Genomic DNA, 16,276 nt, shown 5'->3' with positions numbered 1-16,276 from the left:
GAAACTGTCGAAGGCGGAGTGGCTCCGGTTGCGGGGGCGTGAGCCGCATGGGTGCGGCGACCGAGCTTACATGGACGCACTTGCAGCGTCCCCCGCAACCGGACCCACCCCGCCATCCCCCAGCCAACCAGCTTTTGACGTTGCTGTTGCCGTTGCTCCTGCCCCAGCGGGTGCAGGGCGCAGCCCTGCCGAACCCCAACCCCCCGTACTTGCAACGGTCATCAACCCGGTCCACACTTCGTTGCCGATCTGAAGACGGCAACGATGACCCACAAGATCCCGCTGTTGATCGACACCGACCCCGGTGTGGACGACGCCCTGGCCCTGCTGATGGCCTTCGCCGATGAACGGCACGACGTGGTCGCCCTGACCATCGCTGCCGGCAACGTCGGCCTCGAATACACCGTCCGCAACGCCCTCAAGCTCTGCGACGTCGTCGGCCGCACCGACGTGCCGGTGTTCGCTGGCAGCCCCGATCCGCTGCTGCACCCTTCGATGGATGCTGCCCACGTGCACGGCCGCGACGGATACGGCGACGTGGACCTGCCGCCGCCCAGCCGCCACGCCGAGGCCGAACACGCCGCGCTGGCCATCCTGCGCCTGTCGCACCAGTACGCCGGCGAGCTGATGCTGGTGATGCTCGGCCCGCTGACCAACCTGGCGCTGGCGCTGAAGCTGGACCCGACCCTGCCCCAGCGCATCAAGCGCATCGTGGTGATGGGCGGTGCCGTCACCTGCCACGGCAACATCACTCCGGCCGCCGAATTCAACATCGCCTTCGACCCCGAAGCGGCGCATGTGGTGTTCACCTCGTTCAAGCATCTGCTGGTGTCCGACTGGGAGGCCACTGTCGCCCACGGCCTGCCGCTGGAGCAGGCGGAGCAGTGGCTGAAGGCCGATTCCGACCGCGCTCGCTTCTACGAGCTGATCTCGCGCAAGACCCGCGCGCTGTCCGAAGACGCCAAGGGTGGCCGCTGGTACACCGCCGATGCGGTGGCCATGGCCTGGGCGCTGAACCCGGAAGGCCAGCTGCAGGTGGAATCGCGTCCGCTTAACGTGGAACTGAACGGTACGTTCAGCCGCGGCGCCACCATCGTCGACTGGAACCGCCAGACCGGCCAGCCGGACAACTGCGACCTGCTGATGGCCTACGACCAGGCCCGTTTCGAGGCCCTGGTCCGCCAGGCGCTGGGCGCCAATTGATCCCGATGTGCAGACACCGGTTGCCCCGCTCGGCAACCGGTGTTTATAATGCCGCTCTTGACCACCAGCCCACTTACGGTGTGAGCCCATGAAGGCCGATATCCATCCGAACTACCGCGACGTCGTCTTCGAAGACGTCACTTCCGATTTCAAGATCCTGACCCGCTCCACCATGGCGACCAAGGAAACCACCACCTGGACCGACGGTAACGAATACCCGCTGGTCAAGGTCGAAATTTCCTCTGCTTCGCACCCGTTCTACACGGGCAAGCACAAGGTGATCGACACCTCGGGCCGTATCGACAAGTTCCAGAAGCGCTACGCGCGCTGATCCGTCGATCCAGCTTCGAACCGACGGCCGCGCTTTGCGCGGCCGTTTGTTTTTGTCCGGCGCCCACCCAACAGGCGTTTGGAATGGCGGAACAGACCGTTCAGGGGATGGCGTCTTTGCCCATCAAGGCCGCTTGCCGGCAGGCTTGCCCCTGCCCGTCGTCTACGACTTCCGTCTAGCACCCGACAAATGCTGCTGTGCGATAATGGGCAGATCCCCGGCACAGGCCGAGGACGTCATTCACGTGCCTGACCAACGCGCTTGGGCAGGCGCCTTCCCATGAAGGAGCGCACACAGTGTCCGATCTTGATCAGGTCACGCTCAACGCCGGCGACACGTCGGTCGTTCTGCCCGTCATCAAACCCACCCTTGGCAACGACTGCGTCGACATTGCGAAGCTGACCAAGGAAACGGGGTTCTTCACCTACGATTCCGGCTTTACCGCGACGGCCAGCTGCAAGTCTGCCATCACCTACATCGACGGCGACAAGGGCGTGCTGCTGTACCGCGGCTACCCCATCGAACAGCTGTCGGAGAAGTCGAGCTACGTCGAAGTGGCCTACCTGCTGATCAACGGCGAGCGCCCGAGCGCCGAGCAGCTGAAGGCCTTCACCGATGAGCTGGCTGCCGAAGCCAATGTCGATGAGTCGATCAACACCCTGATCGGCAGCTTCGCCAAGGATGCCCACCCGATGGCCATCCTGACCGCCGCCATCGCGCAGCTGTCGGCCATCTACCACGACTCGTTGGACCTGTCCGACGCCGAACAGCGCCGCCAGGCTGCCGTGCGCCTGATCGCCAAGGTGCCGACCCTGTCGGCCCTGATCTACCGCCACGGCAAGGGCCTGCCGGCCAACAAGCCGGACACCTCGCTGGATTACGTCAGCCGCTTCCTGAAGCAGACCTTCGAGTCGGCGGATGGCCAGTACGATTTGAACCCGGACGTGGTCAAGGCACTGGACCTGCTGTTCATCCTGCACGCCGACCACGAGCAGAACGCCTCGACCTCGACCGTGCGCCTGGTCGGTTCGACCGGTGCCAACCCGTACGCGTCGGTCGCCGCTGGCGTCACCGCGCTGTGGGGTCCGGCCCACGGCGGTGCCAACGAAGCCGTGCTGAAGATGCTGGAAGAGATCGGCACTGCCGACAACGTCGAATCCGCCGTGGTCAAGGCCAAGGACAAGACCTCCGGCTTCCGCCTGATGGGCTTCGGCCACCGCGTGTACAAGAACTTCGACCCGCGCGCCAAGGTCATCGGCGTGATGACCAGCAAGGTGCTGGAACAGCTGGGCGTGCAGGATCCGCTGCTGGACGTGGCCGTGAAGCTGGAACAGGCCGCGCTGCAGGACGAGTACTTCGTCGCCCGCAAGCTGTACCCGAACGTCGATTTCTACAGCGGCATCATCTACAAGGCGCTGCAGATCCCGACCGAAATGTTCACCGTCATGTTCGCCCTGGGCCGTACCTCCGGCTGGGTGTCGCATTGGTTGGAACAGCAGGTCGACCCGGAAATGAAGATCGGCCGTCCGCGCCAGGTCTACACCGGCGCAGACGTGCGCGACTACCAGGGCTGATCGCCTGCGGTAGGTTGTGATGAAAACGCCCCGCATTGCGGGGCGTTTTTTGTGTGCGCGTGCGGTGAAAGAATCATCCACGCATGGCGTGGATCTGCTGGTGGTGGCGCCGGGCCAAGCCCGGCGAGCCAGCGGCCGCCGAAGATGCCGCCGGGCATGGCCCGGCGCTACCGCAGCTGTGGTTTACCCGTTGCTGTATGCACGGGCAGGCACCTGAATGAAAGGGCGGCCGCTTCACATGCTTTCGTACAAATTGCATGGGCGTCCGGTTGCGCAGAGAGCACGCTGATTGCGTCATTCACTGAGGACCCTGCCATGAAGCGACTTCTCCCCATCATCCTGGCCGTTGCGCCGTTCACCGCGCTCTCCGTTCCTGCCCATGCCCAGTACACCGGCCCCGGTGCCCACGCTGCAGTCACCACGGTGACCGAAGCACGCAGCCAGCGTGATGACCAGCCGGTGGTACTGCGCGGCACCCTCATTGCGAAGGTGGGTCACGAGCGCTATCGCTTCAAGGACGCGACCGGCGAAATCGAGGTGGAGATTGATGACGACGATCTGCCACACCATGCGCCCATCAGTGCCGACACCGTGGTTGAGCTGCGCGGCGAAGTGGATACGCACCGCTTCAAGCCCACCGACATCGATGTCGACCACGTGCGCGTTGTGCCCGGCCCGTAACATGTGGCAGGTAGCGCCGGGCGATGCCCGGCGGGAGGGAGTCGGATCCCTTTGCACCGCAAAGGGATCTGACCCCAGACGTAATGCTCTGGCAGCTGCCAACCTTGGTTGGCACGCTCCGCCATGAAGCGGCTTACGCCGCCTGCAGCTGCACATGCCCATATTCGGCCAGCGCCCGGCACGCAAACAACAGCCCCTCGCGCGCGCTGTCACTGACCTGCACGCTGTCATCCCCATTCACGCCAAGGCTGGCCATCGGCGGCTTCCAGCTGGCGGATGCGCTGCAGGCAGTTCAGCAGGGTGATGCTGTCGGCTCTGCGTGTGCCTGGAATCTGGGTGGCAAGCAGAGTGTCTTCCAGGGGGCCGGCCAGATCATCAGGCAGGCGCGCGGCGGCCTCACTCAAGGTGGCGTAGAGATAGGGGTATTTCGATTCGCTCATGGCGGCGACTTTATGCGTGTTGCAGAGGAGCCACCCCGCAGAAGGCGAGGGTGGCGGACGGTGCGTGGTTGCAATACCGGGGGCTGGTTCAGACTTGCCGGTGGGCACGAGGCCCCCACGCACCGCCCGCCACAAAGGAGCGGACGGATTGCCTGCCGACGCCGCGCACAGGAATGCACGACGCCGACAGACAAGCGTAAACAGCAAACCAACCCACGGGATTGCAAGCCCGTGCCATCCATTGTCGGTGGCGTGCCCATGATGGGAAGCAATCGCCTGCAGCCCAATGAGAAAAGTGGGAAACTCGAAAAAATACGAGTTCTTGCAGGGGCAGCGCCGTCGCCGCCAAAGCAGGCTGATTCCGACAATCCGGGGCTGCGCGCGCCAAGATCGTGTGATTCAAGGGTCTCGCCGCGTTCACAAGCGTGCGCGCAGCCTCAGGACGCCCGCTGCACCCGCAGCACTGCCTACACGGAGCGTCCGTCCCATGAGTACCCGATTCGATCCGCCCGCGCGCGGCCCCCTTGGCGGCGATGTCGCCACGGTGGTCACTGCGCCCATCGTCGCGCCCGCCAGCGAAAGTGCTGTGTCGTGGGGCGCGATCTTTGCCGGTGCCGCCGCTGCCGCGGCGCTCTCGCTCATCCTGCTGATCCTCGGTGTGGGCCTGGGGCTTTCCTCGGTGTCGCCGTGGTCGTTTGAAGGCGTCAGCAAGGAAACCTTCGGCTGGTCCAGCATCGCGTGGCTCACCTTCACCGCTCTGGCTGCCTCCGGCCTGGGCGGCTACCTGGCGGGCCGCCTGCGCACCAAGTGGACGCAGATCCACGGCGATGAGACCTATTTCCGCGATACCGCGCACGGCTTCGTGGCGTGGGCGGTGGCTACGCTGCTGACGGCCGGCCTGCTGACCTCGGCCATTGGTGGCGTGCTGGGCGCGGGTGCCAAGGTGGCCGGAGCCACAGCAGGCGCTGCTGCTTCCACTGCGGGTGTGGCTGCCGCTGGGGCTGGAGCCGCTGCGGCCGGCGGCCCGGAAGGCGACCTCAACTACTGGGTGGATTCGCTGTTCCGCAGCGCCAGCGCCCCGGCCACCGCCGCCGCACCGCCGGCGCCGATGGACCCCGCCGTACCGCCGCCGCCGGCTGCCGCCAGCGCCGGCCCGCGTGATGCGCGCATGGGGCCGCCGCCGCGCCCGATGCCGGGCCATGGCCCGATGGATGACCGGCGCGAAGTGCGTGCCGAGGTGAACCGCATCATCGTCAACAGCCTGCAGGGCGACGGGCTTGATACCGCCGACACCCAGTACCTGTCGCAGCTGATCGCGCGCGAAACCGGCATGAGCCCGACCGAAGCGCAGGCCCGTGTGGACGATGTGCAGACCCGTATGCGTGCAGCGCTGGAAAAGGCGAAGAACACCGCCAAGCAGGCGGCTGACGATGCCCGTAAGGCCACGGCTTATGCCGCGTTGTGGCTGTTCATCACTCTGCTGATCGGCGCGTTCTTTGCCAGCCTCAGCGCCACCTGGGGCGGCCGCCGCCGTGACCTCTGAACAAGGAGACCTGACATGAAAATGATTCTGCTCTGGCTGCTGGGCGTGCCGATTCCGTTGTTGATTCTGTACGCGATTTTCTTCTGACGGATCCACGCTGCTGATGTCCACATGTCAGGCCGCCGAAAGGCGGCCTGATGTGTTTGTGGCGCTGGTGGATGCCAATCTGGGTTGGCATGGGATGCGCGTGTGTCCAGAGCATCCACGCATGGCGTGGCTCTACTGTTGTCCGAAGTCTGCAATGAGGAAAGTTGCATCTCGCATTGCAAGAGCTTGCATTTGTTCGAATTCTTGACTCGGTTCAACAATCCAGATCGAACATTCGAAAAATAGGAATCGTTGAATAGTCTCGGGCGGGTAGGGTTTCTAGCATTATCCCCGTCGCCACTTTCCTATGGCGGCGACGCTTCCGCTGGAAGCCCCACCTCCATGTCCGAGAGAGACGTCATGCACACGATTCTGAAGAAGGCCGCGCTGGCTGCAGCGCTGGTCACCGCATCCCTGTCCGCCCATGCACTCGATGCAGACATCAAAGTATGGGCCACTGTCGATCCAACCCTGGCCCTGCTCAAGGCCGATGGCACCGCACTGGATTCGGTCGTCAACATGGTGCACAACCCGGTCAGCGGCCTGGTGCCGTGGTCGCAGCAGGTGCGCATCTACTCCAACGATGACGACAAGGACATCGAAGTGCGCGTCGGCAGCGCACCGCAGCTGCTCAACACCGATGGCAGTGGCGCCCCGGTGCCGCTGACCGTCAGCCTCAACGGCAAGGCGCTGACCGTGGCCGCGCAGGACTTCGCCGCGTCCGACCTGTTCGACGGCGCACTGGAGGGCGCATCGATCCCGATGCCGCTGCGCATCGCGCAGACCAACCAGGCGCCGATCACCAAGGGCGGTACCTACGAAGGCATCGTCACCATCGCCTTGGTGCAGAAGCCCTAAGTCTGCTGCCGCGCCGGCCCGCTCGCCGGGCCGGCCGCTTCCGGCAACACCCCCATGAAATCTCCCGCACCCGCCGTCACCCGGCTGGCGGTCGCGCTCGCCCTGTCGTTGGCCACGCCCCTGGTCGCGGCGCGCGGCGTTCCCGTCGGCTTCGAGGATCTGGTCGAAGGCCAGACCGAACAACTCGAGGTACGCCTGTTCGGTCGCTCCACCGGGCTGGTGCCGGTGCGCGTGACCCTGGAACACGTGCAGCTGGAAGCCCCGGCTGAAGCGCTGCAGGCGCTGCAACTGTCAGCCGAAGCGCAGGCGGCGCTGCTGCCTGCGTTGTCACAGCCGTTGCCGCGCAACAGCCACCTGGCCTGCCGCTACGGTGGCGCCAGCGCCGGTTGCGGTTACATCGATCCCCCCGAGGAGCCTACCGCCGTGCGCGCGCTGTATGACGAGGGCGAGGGCGCGGTGCGCCTGTTCATCGCCCGCCAATGGATCGCCGGCGAGCCGGCCGTCGAGCGTTACCACCAGGTCGACGCCAATGCCGAGAATGCCTTCCTGCACCAGCACACCCTCAATGTCAGCGGTGGCCGTGGCTACCAGTCGCTGGCCGCGCAGGGCATGGGGGCCCTGGGCGTACTACAGCGCGGGCACCTGGCCGCCGACTGGACCTTCAGCCAGCAGCATTATCGCGGTGGCCGTGCCAACCGTGATTTCCAGCTGGACAACGCCTACTACCGCCATGACCTGGGGCAGCAGCACTACCTGCAGGCCGGGCGCATGGACCGCCGCAACCTGAGCAGCCCGCAGGGCGGCACCTTCAGCTTCAGCATGCTGCCGATGGATCGCTTCCAGGGCCTGCGCCTGGGCACCACGCAGGCTTACGTGGATTCCGCTGCCGCCGTGCAGGCCACGCCGCTCACCGTGCTGCTGGCGCGCGATGCGCGGGTGGATGCCTTTGATGGCGAACGCCTGCTGCAGACCTTCTACCTGCAGGCCGGCGTCAACCAGCTCGACACGCGCCGGTTTCCGCTGGGCAACTACACCATCACCCTGCGCATCTATGAAGACGGCGTGCTGGTGCGCAGCGAGGACGCGCCGTTCGACAAGGGCGGCGACTGGACTGACAGCAGTGTGCAGTGGTTCCTGCAGGGCGGGCGCCGCAACGAGCGCCGCAGCGACCGCTTCGATGACGAGCGGGCGGCGATGGGTGGCGTGCGCGTGCCGGTGTCGCGCAACGTGGCGGTAACCGCTGGCCTCGCCGACCTGGGTGGTTTCAGCTATGGCGAATTGCGGGTGGATCTGCGCCACGTATTTGCCACCCAGGACGTGCGCGCCACCTTCAGCGGCATGCACGGCAGCGATGGCAGCCGCGGCCAGCAGCACCAGCTGTCCTACCGCCGCCGCGCCTCGTGGAATGTGTACCACCAGCGCATGCGCGGCCGCGCCTGCCAGTTCGAGGACGATGCGCGCGACCGGCTTGGCTGCGCCGACTCGCTCAGCGCCTCGATGGCGCTGCCGGTGGCCGGCGGCAATGCCTACGTGGCCTATACGCGCCGCCAGACCTGGCGCGCAGGCACCGTGCAGCCGGGGCTGGGGGATGATCCGCTGGCCGGGCTCGACCCGCTGTTGCCGCCGTGGATTCCACTGCCCACACGCGTGCCCCAGCTCAGCCGCACCTGGCAGGCCAGCTACAGCCGCAGCCAGCGCTGGGGCGAGTTCAGTCTTTCCAGCCGCATCGGCGTGTGGCAGCAGACCAGCGGTGGCGGCCTGCGCGATGGGCGCGACCGCGGCATCTATTTCAACGTCAGCCTCAACCGTCTGCAGCGCGGCGACCGCGGCACCTCGCAGCGGCGCTACGGTGTGGACGTGCGCCAGCCCCAGCACGCGCGGCCGGAGATCAACTACAGCGCTGGGCAGACCCTGCGCCAGGAGTACGAGGACCAGTACCGCGAGGTTGCGGCCGAACTGCGTGGCAACAACAACGAACGCTACAGCGCGACGGTGAGCGGCCAACTGCAGAACCGCAGTGGCCAGACCGGCGTCACGCTGTCGCGCTACCAGGACCGCAGCGGCGGGGAAATGGCGTATAGCGCCACGCACAACTCGGGCCTCGCATTCGGCACGCGGGGGCTGTATTGGGGCGCGGGCATCGGTGCTGATGCCGGGCTGGCGGTGCAGGTCGATGGCACCGACGACCTGGACCTGACCGGGGTGGCCGCTGAACTGCAGGTAGGCGGCCTGCGCCGGCAGCGCCTGCGGCTGGGCGAACGCCGCCTGCTGCCGATTTCTGCCTACCAGCCGCACCGCGCCGAGGTGCAGGACGCCAGCGCTCTGGACAGCATTGCGGCGGTGCGCGTGACCAGTGTAGGCGGTGCGCGCCCGCTGTTCCTCTCGCCAGGCCGCCTGGTACGCATGCCGGTGCCGATCGAGGTGACCTACACCTTCATCGGCAACGCGCGTGATATCGCCGGTGCACCGCTACGCGGGGCCCGGATTCTCAACGCACCGGTGCCGGGCACCGGCAGCAATGGAGGCTTCGTGGCCGACTTCCCGCGACGCGAAAAGACCCTGTACCTGCTGCAGGGCGACCGCCTGTTGCACTGCCCCCTGCAGGTGCGCGAGCGCCGCAGCGTCGTGATGCTGGTAGGCGCGGTGCGGTGCGAACCGCTGGCCGTGGCGCAGTTGCCGGCTGACATCCGCCATCAGGCACGGGTGACGCGACTGCTGCAGGAGCAGGCGTTGATTGCGGCGACGCCGCAGACCGCGGCCGCGGGAGGTGGGAAGTGAAGCGCTGCGGTCGCTGGGGGATGGTTGTGTGCGTTCTGGCCGTGCTTGCGCCGCAGGCGATGGCGCAGCAGCCGCCGGAGACAGACCCCACCCCAATAGTTCAGAAGGTCACCCTCGAATGGGATCGATCATCCATGCCCGGTGATCTGGAGATTTGGCCAGATAGAACTGTTCTGGGCTTCAGTCGTGATGTAACTCGCAAGCTTGGTCAAATTCACCTTACCTGCCGATCCAGCGTCGACCCTTCACAGGGTAGTTGCAGTACGTCCGGCGATGAGAATTTGTCGTTCAGACCGTCGGAGATCGTGCTTCGTATGGTCGAGCAGCGATCCGGCCTTCCCACGGATGTGAGATTGAAGGGGTGGCTGAGGCGGATCGTCTCGGGCCGTGCATGTTCTGGAGATTTTTGGACCCCACACGTATATCCGCTTAATTCGGCGGCTTGGGACCAGTGCAGCATTGATACGCCACTGGGTACCGGTGTAGCGCTTGTGCTTCCACAATCAGAACTCCGGAACTTAGTTGCTGGGCGGTGGCGCGGCGAGCTCAAACTCGATGTCAGAGTAGATCCCGCACAAGCGGCAATGCTGACCAACACGGTCACGTTCGACTTCACCATCACCGACCACAACGCGGTCTCCATCTACTTCCCGCTCTTCGACCAGGTCACACCGCATGTCGGCCTGAACCTGCAGTACGACCCGATCGCACAGACCGTCAGCGGCAGCACCAAGGTGGACATGTGCCTGTACGACGGGCTGGGGTCACAGAGCCAGTACCTGGGCATCACCGTGCACGACAGTGGCGCAAGACTGCCGGGACCGTCCGGTTACTCGGTCTGGCACACCGATGGTGGCAGTGATGCCACCCAGCGCGTGGACTACACGGTCACCCTGGACCACAGCGGCACCGCCATCCCCCTGCGTAATGGCGTGGAGCAGCTGCTGCACGGCATCGATACCGCAAAGCTGCGCCTGGTGATGTTGCCAGGCATGACGCAACCGGTGTTCTGCGTGCCCACGCCGATCACGCTGGATACCCCCCGCGTGTCGGTCAGCACCAAGCGCCCTGGCCACTACAGCGGCGATCTCAAGGTGGAACTGCGCGTTCCCACGGCCACGCCCTGACTTACATGGAGTCCCCGATGAAGTGCTTCGTTCGCTATCTATTTCCGCTGACCTTGCTGTTGGCGGCGCAGGCCCACGCCAATCTCACCGTGCACCCCATGCGCACCTCGGTGGACGCGAAGAAGGGCGCGCAGATCCGCATCTACTCTCAATCCACCCAGCCCCAGTACGTGCAGGTATCGATCAAGCGCATCGTCGATCCCGCCGGGGAAAACGAGCGGGAAGTGGAGGTGGAGCCGGGCGATGCCGCCATTGCGGTAACGCCAGGCAAGTTCGCACTGGCCGGTGGTGGCAATCGCCTGATCAGGGTGATTCCGCTGCAGCCGGTCGAAAAGGAAACCGCCTATCGCGTGTACTTCGAGGGCGTCCGCGGCCCCGATAGCGCGGAACGTGGCGCCGAGGGCGACCGTGCCCAGGCCAACGTCGGCGTCAGCCTCGTGTGGGGCGCCCTGGTCAACGTGCTGCCGGCCGAGGCCACGATGCGGCTGCAGGTGGACGGGAACCGCCTGCGCAATACCGGCACCGTGCGCGTCGGCATCACCAGCATCGCCGACTGCGATGGGCCGCGCTGCACCGCGCATGACGTCTCGCGCAGCCTGTATCCAGGCAGCGCGCTGGAACTGCCCTTCGCCACCACGCCCGGCCACACGCTGCAGCTGCGCTACCGACTGACCCGCGATGGCTACCGCGAGCACGTACAGACGCTGGCGCCCTGACCCCCACAGGCCGTCGTGGCGCAGTGCCTCCGCGATGACACTTCTTCGTTTCCCTTGTTAAGGAGTTTTCATGAACAGGATTTACCGCCGTCTTTGGTCCACTGCCCGGCAGTGCTGGGTGGTCACCAGTGAGCTCGCGTCCACAAAGCGTAAGCCAGGGGCTTCCACACGCTCCCTTCGTCGCAGTACGGCAGCGGCGCTGGTCATGTTGTTCGGTGCGGCCGGCACCGCCCATGCGGAGCGCAATCTTTTCTCGTGCTACACCGCCAGCCAAGGATGCGTGCCGACCTGGGCATGGGTGCATGACTATCAGTGGATCAGTGGGAATGGGCGTTTCGTGCTGTTGACCGGCAATGCCATCACGTTCGAAGGCGACTATGCGACTGCGTTTGGTAACAACATCATCTCCTATGGTGATCGCAACTCTGCCTTCGGCTATGGCGCCGGTGTAGCGGGCGGATATGCCACCGCCGTAGGTGCTTTTGCCAACGCCACGGGAATCGGTGCAACGGCGATTGGCAATGATGCGAACGCCTATGGCGGCAACGCGGTCGCGCTGGGCAGCAAGGCGACGGTCATTACCGGGGCGGGCGTTTCCGGTATCGCCATCGGTGCCGACTCGCGTGCGGGCACGCAGGGCTGGACGGGGGCCGTTGCACTCGGTGGCGAAGCGTCTGCGTCCCACGACAGCATTGCCCTGGGGTACAAGGCGCATTCAAGCGCGGCCAACTCCGTCGCACTCGGGCGCGGGTCGCAGGCCACCGAGGCCGACACCGTATCGGTAGGCAACGGTTCTACGAAACGGCGGATCGTCAATGTTGCCGACGGCACCATCAGCAGCAGCAGTACGGATGCGGTGAATGGCCGCCAGTTGCAGGTGGCAAAGAATGACATCAATGCCGCCAAAGCCACCGCGACAACAGCCAAGACCACGGCCGACCAGGCACTGGCCAATTCACGGGTGGTGACCCAGGCATCGGCCAGTGGCACCGTGCGCGTGGGCGGTGACAACACCGGTACCACGGTCAGCTTTGCCAACAAGAACAACGCCACCCGCTACCTCAACGGCATTCGCAACGGCGCGCTGAGCACCACCAGTACCGATGCGGTGACGGGCCAGCAGCTGTTTGCCACCAACGCCAACGTGACCAAGGCGCAGAGCGCGGCCGATGCGGCCCAGAGCGCGGCCAACAGCATCAAGACCACCGCCGACAGCGCGCTGTCCAAGGCCAATGGCCTGGCTGGCCTGGTCAGCCAGGCCTCGGCTTCTGGCAATGTACGCCTGGGGGGCGAGAACACCGGCACCGTGCTGGATGTGCGCAACAAGGCCAATGCCAACCGCCGCATCAGCGGCCTGGCCGATGCAACGTTGAACACCACCAGCACCGAGGCAGTCACCGGCAAGCAGCTCACGGCCACCAACGCCAATGTCACCACGGCGCAGAACACCGCCACCGCTGCACAGACAGCGGCGACCGGTGCCAGGACCACCGCCGACAGCGCGCTGGGCAAGGCGACGGCGCTGGGCGGGCTACTGAGTCAGGCCTCGGCCAGTGGCACCGTGCGGGTGGGCGGTGACAACACCGGTACTACGGTCAGCTTTGCCAACAAAAGCAATGCCACCCGCTACCTCAATGGAATTCGCAACGGCGCGCTGAGTGCCACCAGCACCGATGCGGTGACCGGCCAGCAGTTGTTCGCCACCAATGCCAACGTGACCAAGGCGCAGACGGCGGCGGATGCGGCCCAGAGTTCGGCCAACAGCGCCAAGACCAGTGCCGACACCGCGCTGGGCAAGGCCACTGCGCTGGGCGGCCTGGTCAGCCAGGCCTCGGCCACGGGCAATGTGCGCCTCGGTGGTGACAACACCGGGACCGTGCTGGATGTGCGCAACAAGAGCGATGCCGGCCGTAAGGTCACCGGCTTGAGTGATGGCACTCTGAGCAGCACCAGCACCGATGCCGTCACCGGTAGGCAGCTCACCGCCACCAACACCAAGGTGACCACGGCGCAGAACACCGCCACGGCTGCACAAACGGCGGCAGCGGGCGCGAAGACCACCGCCGACACTGCGCTGGGCAAGGCCAACGCGCTTGGCGATCTGGTAAGCCAAGCCTCTGCCACGGGCAATGTGCGTTTGGGGGCCGAGAACACGGGCACGGTGGTGGATGTGGCCAACAAGGATGGCGCCAAGCGCCGGGTGAACAACGTTGCCAACGGCGTGGTGAGCAGCACCAGCACCGATGTGGTGACCGGGCAGCAGCTTCATGCCACCAATCAGGCCGTCTCCACCCAAGGCCAGTCGCTGGTGCTGCACGGCCAGCAACTGGCGACGCACACCCAGTCCCTGGCAGCGCAGGACCAGCGCGTGTCGACCAACCGGACTGATATCGACCAGCTGCGCTCGGACGTGGACAACTTCGATCCGGATCTGGATGGCGTGGTGAAGTTCAGTGCTGATCGTCGTCTTGTGGATATGGACGGTGCGCGTGTATCGGGCGTTTCGGCGGGTGATATCAGCTCGGCAGGCAGCACTGAAGCTGTTAATGGTGGGCAGTTGTTTGCAACCAACGAACGTGTCAAAACGCTTGAGAGCGCCGGGCGTTTCCTGAGTATCGGAACGGACGGACTGAGTGATGCAGCCAGATCGGGGGCGTTCAGCGTGGCCATTGGTGATTCCGCTCAGGCTGGTATTGATAATGAAGGCGGGACGGCGATAGGTGCTTTTGCCATCGCGAACGGCAAGAACTCTGTCGCTCTTGGAAGAGGCGCGCTTGTAGAGAAGGGAGCCGAGAGTTCTTTTGCACTTGGCACCGGTTCGCGTGCAGCGGGCATCGAGACGACAGTAGTTGGCGCGAATAGTCGCGCTGAAATCGGTGCAGACAGGGCCGTTGCTGTCGGGGCCGGCTCAATAGCAAAGGATGCAGACACTGTTTCATTCGGCACGAATCTGTATCGCCGCCGATTAGTAAATGTAGCTCGAGGTCTCGGAGATGAGGATGCGTCAACTATTGCTCAGCTCAAAGAGACTCTGCAGGGCCTAGGGGGGCGCGTGCACTTGGATGCAGGCGGAACGATCATCGGCCCCACCTACAACGTTCAAGGCGGAACTCAGGACAATGTCGGCGACGCTTTGGCGGCACTAGATGTGGCAGTGATCAGAACCAGCGGCCGCGCTGAGAGCGTCGAAAGCCAGTTGCGTGCCATGTTCCAGCAGTCACCATCACCTCTGGTGGATGGGATCGCTCAGCTGAACTTGGCTGGCGCGCAGGGCATGGTTTTGTCGAACCTGGCTGATGGTCGTATTGCCGCAGGTAGCCGTGATGCGGTGACCGGTGATCAGCTGTATGCCACGGAGCAGAAGATCGAGCGTAATCGACGCGACCTAGACGCGATACAGCGCGATTGGAGTTCGGAGCAAAAGAATCTGCTGACTAAGACCGGAGATGGAAACCCCATCGATTTCGGCGGCGCGCGTCTAACTGGTGTTGCCGATGCGCGCCTCTCTGCTGATAGTTCGGATGTGGTGCGTGGGAGCCAGCTTTACAGCACGAACCTGCGACTGAACTCCATTGAAGAGATGGGCAGCAACTTCGCATTTGGCTGGATGCCTGAGGATTGGCAGTATCCAGCTCAAGCAGGCCCAGCCGGGGTGGCTATTGGCAAGAACGCAAAGGCGTCGTTGCGCTCAGAAGGCGGCGTCGCTGTGGGTGCATGGGCAGCGGCCCAAGGCAAGAATTCAATCTCGATCGGTCGAGCAGCGTTTGTTGCTGAGAACGCCGAGGCGGGATTTGCGCTGGGTGTTGGGACGTCTGTCAACGCTGTTAGAGGAATGGCGCTGGGTGCGGAAAGCCGAGTGTTGGCTGAAGCGCGAAATGGTGTTGCCATCGGCTATGGATCGGTAGCATCCGAGCCTGACACAGTGTCGTTTGGAAATGACAACGTGCGACGTAGATTGACGGGTATTTCCCGCGGCACTGGCAGCAACGACGCAGCCACCATCGGCCAGCTGCGCGGCGCACTGTCCGCTTTCGGCGGCAACATCGACGCCAACGGCAATGTCATCACACCCGGCTTCAACCTCCAAGGGCAGCACCACACCACAGTAAACGACGCCCTCACCACCCTAGACGCGGCCCTAGTCACCACCGACTCCCGCGTAGACCGCGTGGAAACCCACCTGCGTTCGGTCTTCCAGGAAAGCCCCTCCACCCGCAGCGATGGTGCCGCTCAGCTCACCCTGGCAGGCGCCAACGGCATGGTCATCTCCAACGTGGCCAACGGCCTGATTGCCGCCGGCAGCCGCGAGGCCGTCAACGGTGGCCAGCTGCATGCGGTGCAGCAGCAGCTCAATGGCCGCATGGACGGGCTGGAGCAGCGTGTTGACGGTAAGCCGCAGGCCCGTGCGATGGCGACTGCATCGGCCAATGCGGGCACGCCAACGCCCACCCCGACCAGCAGCGAATCGGCCGCGGCCACTCCGCCGGTGGCCAACGAGGGTGACAAGGCCGTAGCCGACAGCGGCAGTGCGCCGTCGTCGTCGCCCACGCCGCAGCCCAAGTCCAAGAAGGATGACGCGCCCGCACCGACCCCGCAGGTGGACACCGCCGAGCTCGAGAAGATGCTCGCGCGCGCCAATGAGTACACCGATGGTGCCATCAAGGGCGTGGAGCAGCGCCTGGACAAGATGGACAAGCGCTTCAACCGCATGGCGGCGATGAGCAGTGCGCAGACGGCCATGGCCATGAACACGGCCGGCCTGGCCACCTACAACCGCCTCGGCGCGGGCGTGGGCTATGCCGAGGGCGAGTCGGCCATGGCGGTGGGCTACCAGCGCGTACTCAACGAGAAGGGCTCGGCCACGTTCAGCCTCAACGGGGCGTTCACCAACAGCGGTGAGCAGAGCGTTGGCGTGGGCGTGGGCATCGGCTGGTAAGC

12 protein-coding genes are annotated in these 16,276 nt (G+C 65.0%); 10 read left to right on the top strand and 2 right to left on the bottom strand.

Annotation, left to right across the window (positions count from 1 at the left end):
* The first annotated feature begins 264 nt into the window (after positions 1 to 264).
* The 4 genes from NQ204_RS00445 (at position 265) to NQ204_RS00430 (ending at position 3,789) form a co-directional block, all read left to right on the top strand.
* The gene (locus NQ204_RS00445) at positions 265 to 1,203 is read left to right on the top strand and encodes a nucleoside hydrolase (RefSeq protein ID WP_116865263.1); all 939 of its coding nucleotides are present in this window, start codon (positions 265 to 267) and stop codon (positions 1,201 to 1,203) included.
* 88 nt (positions 1,204 to 1,291) lie between these two features.
* Positions 1,292 to 1,534: a type B 50S ribosomal protein L31 gene (locus NQ204_RS00440; protein ID WP_079223041.1), complete on the top strand. Its 243-nt coding sequence runs from the start codon at positions 1,292 to 1,294 to the stop codon at positions 1,532 to 1,534.
* Between the two features lie 296 nt (positions 1,535 to 1,830).
* Entirely contained in the window at positions 1,831 to 3,108 is a 1,278-nt protein-coding gene (locus tag NQ204_RS00435; protein ID WP_116865264.1) for a citrate synthase, read from the top strand.
* A 315-nt stretch (positions 3,109 to 3,423) separates the two neighbouring features.
* A complete protein-coding gene (locus NQ204_RS00430) occupies positions 3,424 to 3,789 on the top strand; it encodes a NirD/YgiW/YdeI family stress tolerance protein (RefSeq protein WP_256642769.1) in 366 nt (121 codons plus the stop codon).
* 133 nt (positions 3,790 to 3,922) lie between these two features.
* On the opposite strand, the gene NQ204_RS19635 is transcribed toward NQ204_RS00430, so the two are convergent.
* Both NQ204_RS19635 and NQ204_RS00425 read right to left on the bottom strand, forming a co-directional pair.
* Entirely contained in the window at positions 3,923 to 4,045 is a 123-nt protein-coding gene (locus tag NQ204_RS19635; RefSeq protein ID WP_488192328.1) for a hypothetical protein, read from the bottom strand.
* The gene (locus tag NQ204_RS00425) at positions 4,017 to 4,229 is read right to left on the bottom strand and encodes a hypothetical protein (RefSeq protein ID WP_488192327.1); all 213 of its coding nucleotides are present in this window, start codon (positions 4,227 to 4,229) and stop codon (positions 4,017 to 4,019) included. The genes NQ204_RS19635 and NQ204_RS00425 overlap by 29 nt, the downstream gene beginning before the upstream one ends.
* Before the next feature lie 487 nt (positions 4,230 to 4,716).
* Between NQ204_RS00425 and NQ204_RS00420 the strand changes: the two genes are divergently transcribed.
* The 6 genes from NQ204_RS00420 (at position 4,717) to NQ204_RS00395 (ending at position 16,274) form a co-directional block, all read left to right on the top strand.
* A complete protein-coding gene (locus tag NQ204_RS00420; protein WP_256642768.1) occupies positions 4,717 to 5,772 on the top strand; it encodes a hypothetical protein in 1,056 nt (351 codons plus the stop codon).
* Between the two features lie 447 nt (positions 5,773 to 6,219).
* Positions 6,220 to 6,717, top strand: coding sequence for a CS1 type fimbrial major subunit (locus tag NQ204_RS00415; protein WP_256642767.1), 498 nt, complete (start codon positions 6,220 to 6,222; stop codon positions 6,715 to 6,717).
* Between the two features lie 54 nt (positions 6,718 to 6,771).
* Positions 6,772 to 9,495 carry a TcfC E-set like domain-containing protein gene (locus NQ204_RS00410; protein ID WP_256642766.1) on the top strand — a complete coding sequence of 908 codons (2,724 nt, stop codon included), beginning with the start codon at positions 6,772 to 6,774 and terminating at the stop codon, positions 9,493 to 9,495.
* A gap of 20 nt (positions 9,496 to 9,515) precedes the next feature.
* Entirely contained in the window at positions 9,516 to 10,622 is a 1,107-nt protein-coding gene (locus tag NQ204_RS00405) for a CblD like pilus biogenesis initiator family protein (RefSeq protein WP_116864790.1), read from the top strand.
* A gap of 17 nt (positions 10,623 to 10,639) precedes the next feature.
* Complete coding sequence (locus tag NQ204_RS00400; protein WP_116864789.1) at positions 10,640 to 11,338, top strand: pilus assembly protein; 699 nt, start codon at positions 10,640 to 10,642, stop codon at positions 11,336 to 11,338.
* A gap of 70 nt (positions 11,339 to 11,408) precedes the next feature.
* Entirely contained in the window at positions 11,409 to 16,274 is a 4,866-nt protein-coding gene (locus tag NQ204_RS00395; RefSeq protein ID WP_256642764.1) for an ESPR-type extended signal peptide-containing protein, read from the top strand.
* The last annotated feature ends 2 nt before the right edge of the window (positions 16,275 to 16,276 follow it).

The organism is Stenotrophomonas testudinis (assembly GCF_024499815.1).
GTDB lineage: Bacteria > Pseudomonadota > Gammaproteobacteria > Xanthomonadales > Xanthomonadaceae > Stenotrophomonas.
Note: the sequence above shows the minus strand (reverse complement) of the source record. Positions and strands in the feature narration are given on the sequence as shown.

What these genes read in the sequence shown, in the direction of transcription:
- NQ204_RS00445 (WP_116865263.1), top strand. Translation starts at nt 265, where the DNA reads ATGACCCACAAGATCCCGCTGTTGATCGACACCGACCCCGGTGTGGAC.
- NQ204_RS00440 (WP_079223041.1), top strand. Translation starts at nt 1,292, where the DNA reads ATGAAGGCCGATATCCATCCGAACTACCGCGACGTCGTCTTCGAAGAC.
- NQ204_RS00430 (WP_256642769.1), top strand. Translation starts at nt 3,424, where the DNA reads ATGAAGCGACTTCTCCCCATCATCCTGGCCGTTGCGCCGTTCACCGCG.
- NQ204_RS19635 (WP_488192328.1), bottom strand. Translation starts at nt 4,045, where the DNA reads ATGGCCAGCCTTGGCGTGAATGGGGATGACAGCGTGCAGGTCAGTGAC.
- NQ204_RS00425 (WP_488192327.1), bottom strand. Translation starts at nt 4,229, where the DNA reads ATGAGCGAATCGAAATACCCCTATCTCTACGCCACCTTGAGTGAGGCC.
- NQ204_RS00420 (WP_256642768.1), top strand. Translation starts at nt 4,717, where the DNA reads ATGAGTACCCGATTCGATCCGCCCGCGCGCGGCCCCCTTGGCGGCGAT.
- NQ204_RS00415 (WP_256642767.1), top strand. Translation starts at nt 6,220, where the DNA reads ATGCACACGATTCTGAAGAAGGCCGCGCTGGCTGCAGCGCTGGTCACC.
- NQ204_RS00410 (WP_256642766.1), top strand. Translation starts at nt 6,772, where the DNA reads ATGAAATCTCCCGCACCCGCCGTCACCCGGCTGGCGGTCGCGCTCGCC.
- NQ204_RS00405 (WP_116864790.1), top strand. Translation starts at nt 9,516, where the DNA reads ATGGTTGTGTGCGTTCTGGCCGTGCTTGCGCCGCAGGCGATGGCGCAG.
- NQ204_RS00400 (WP_116864789.1), top strand. Translation starts at nt 10,640, where the DNA reads ATGAAGTGCTTCGTTCGCTATCTATTTCCGCTGACCTTGCTGTTGGCG.
- NQ204_RS00395 (WP_256642764.1), top strand. Translation starts at nt 11,409, where the DNA reads ATGAACAGGATTTACCGCCGTCTTTGGTCCACTGCCCGGCAGTGCTGG.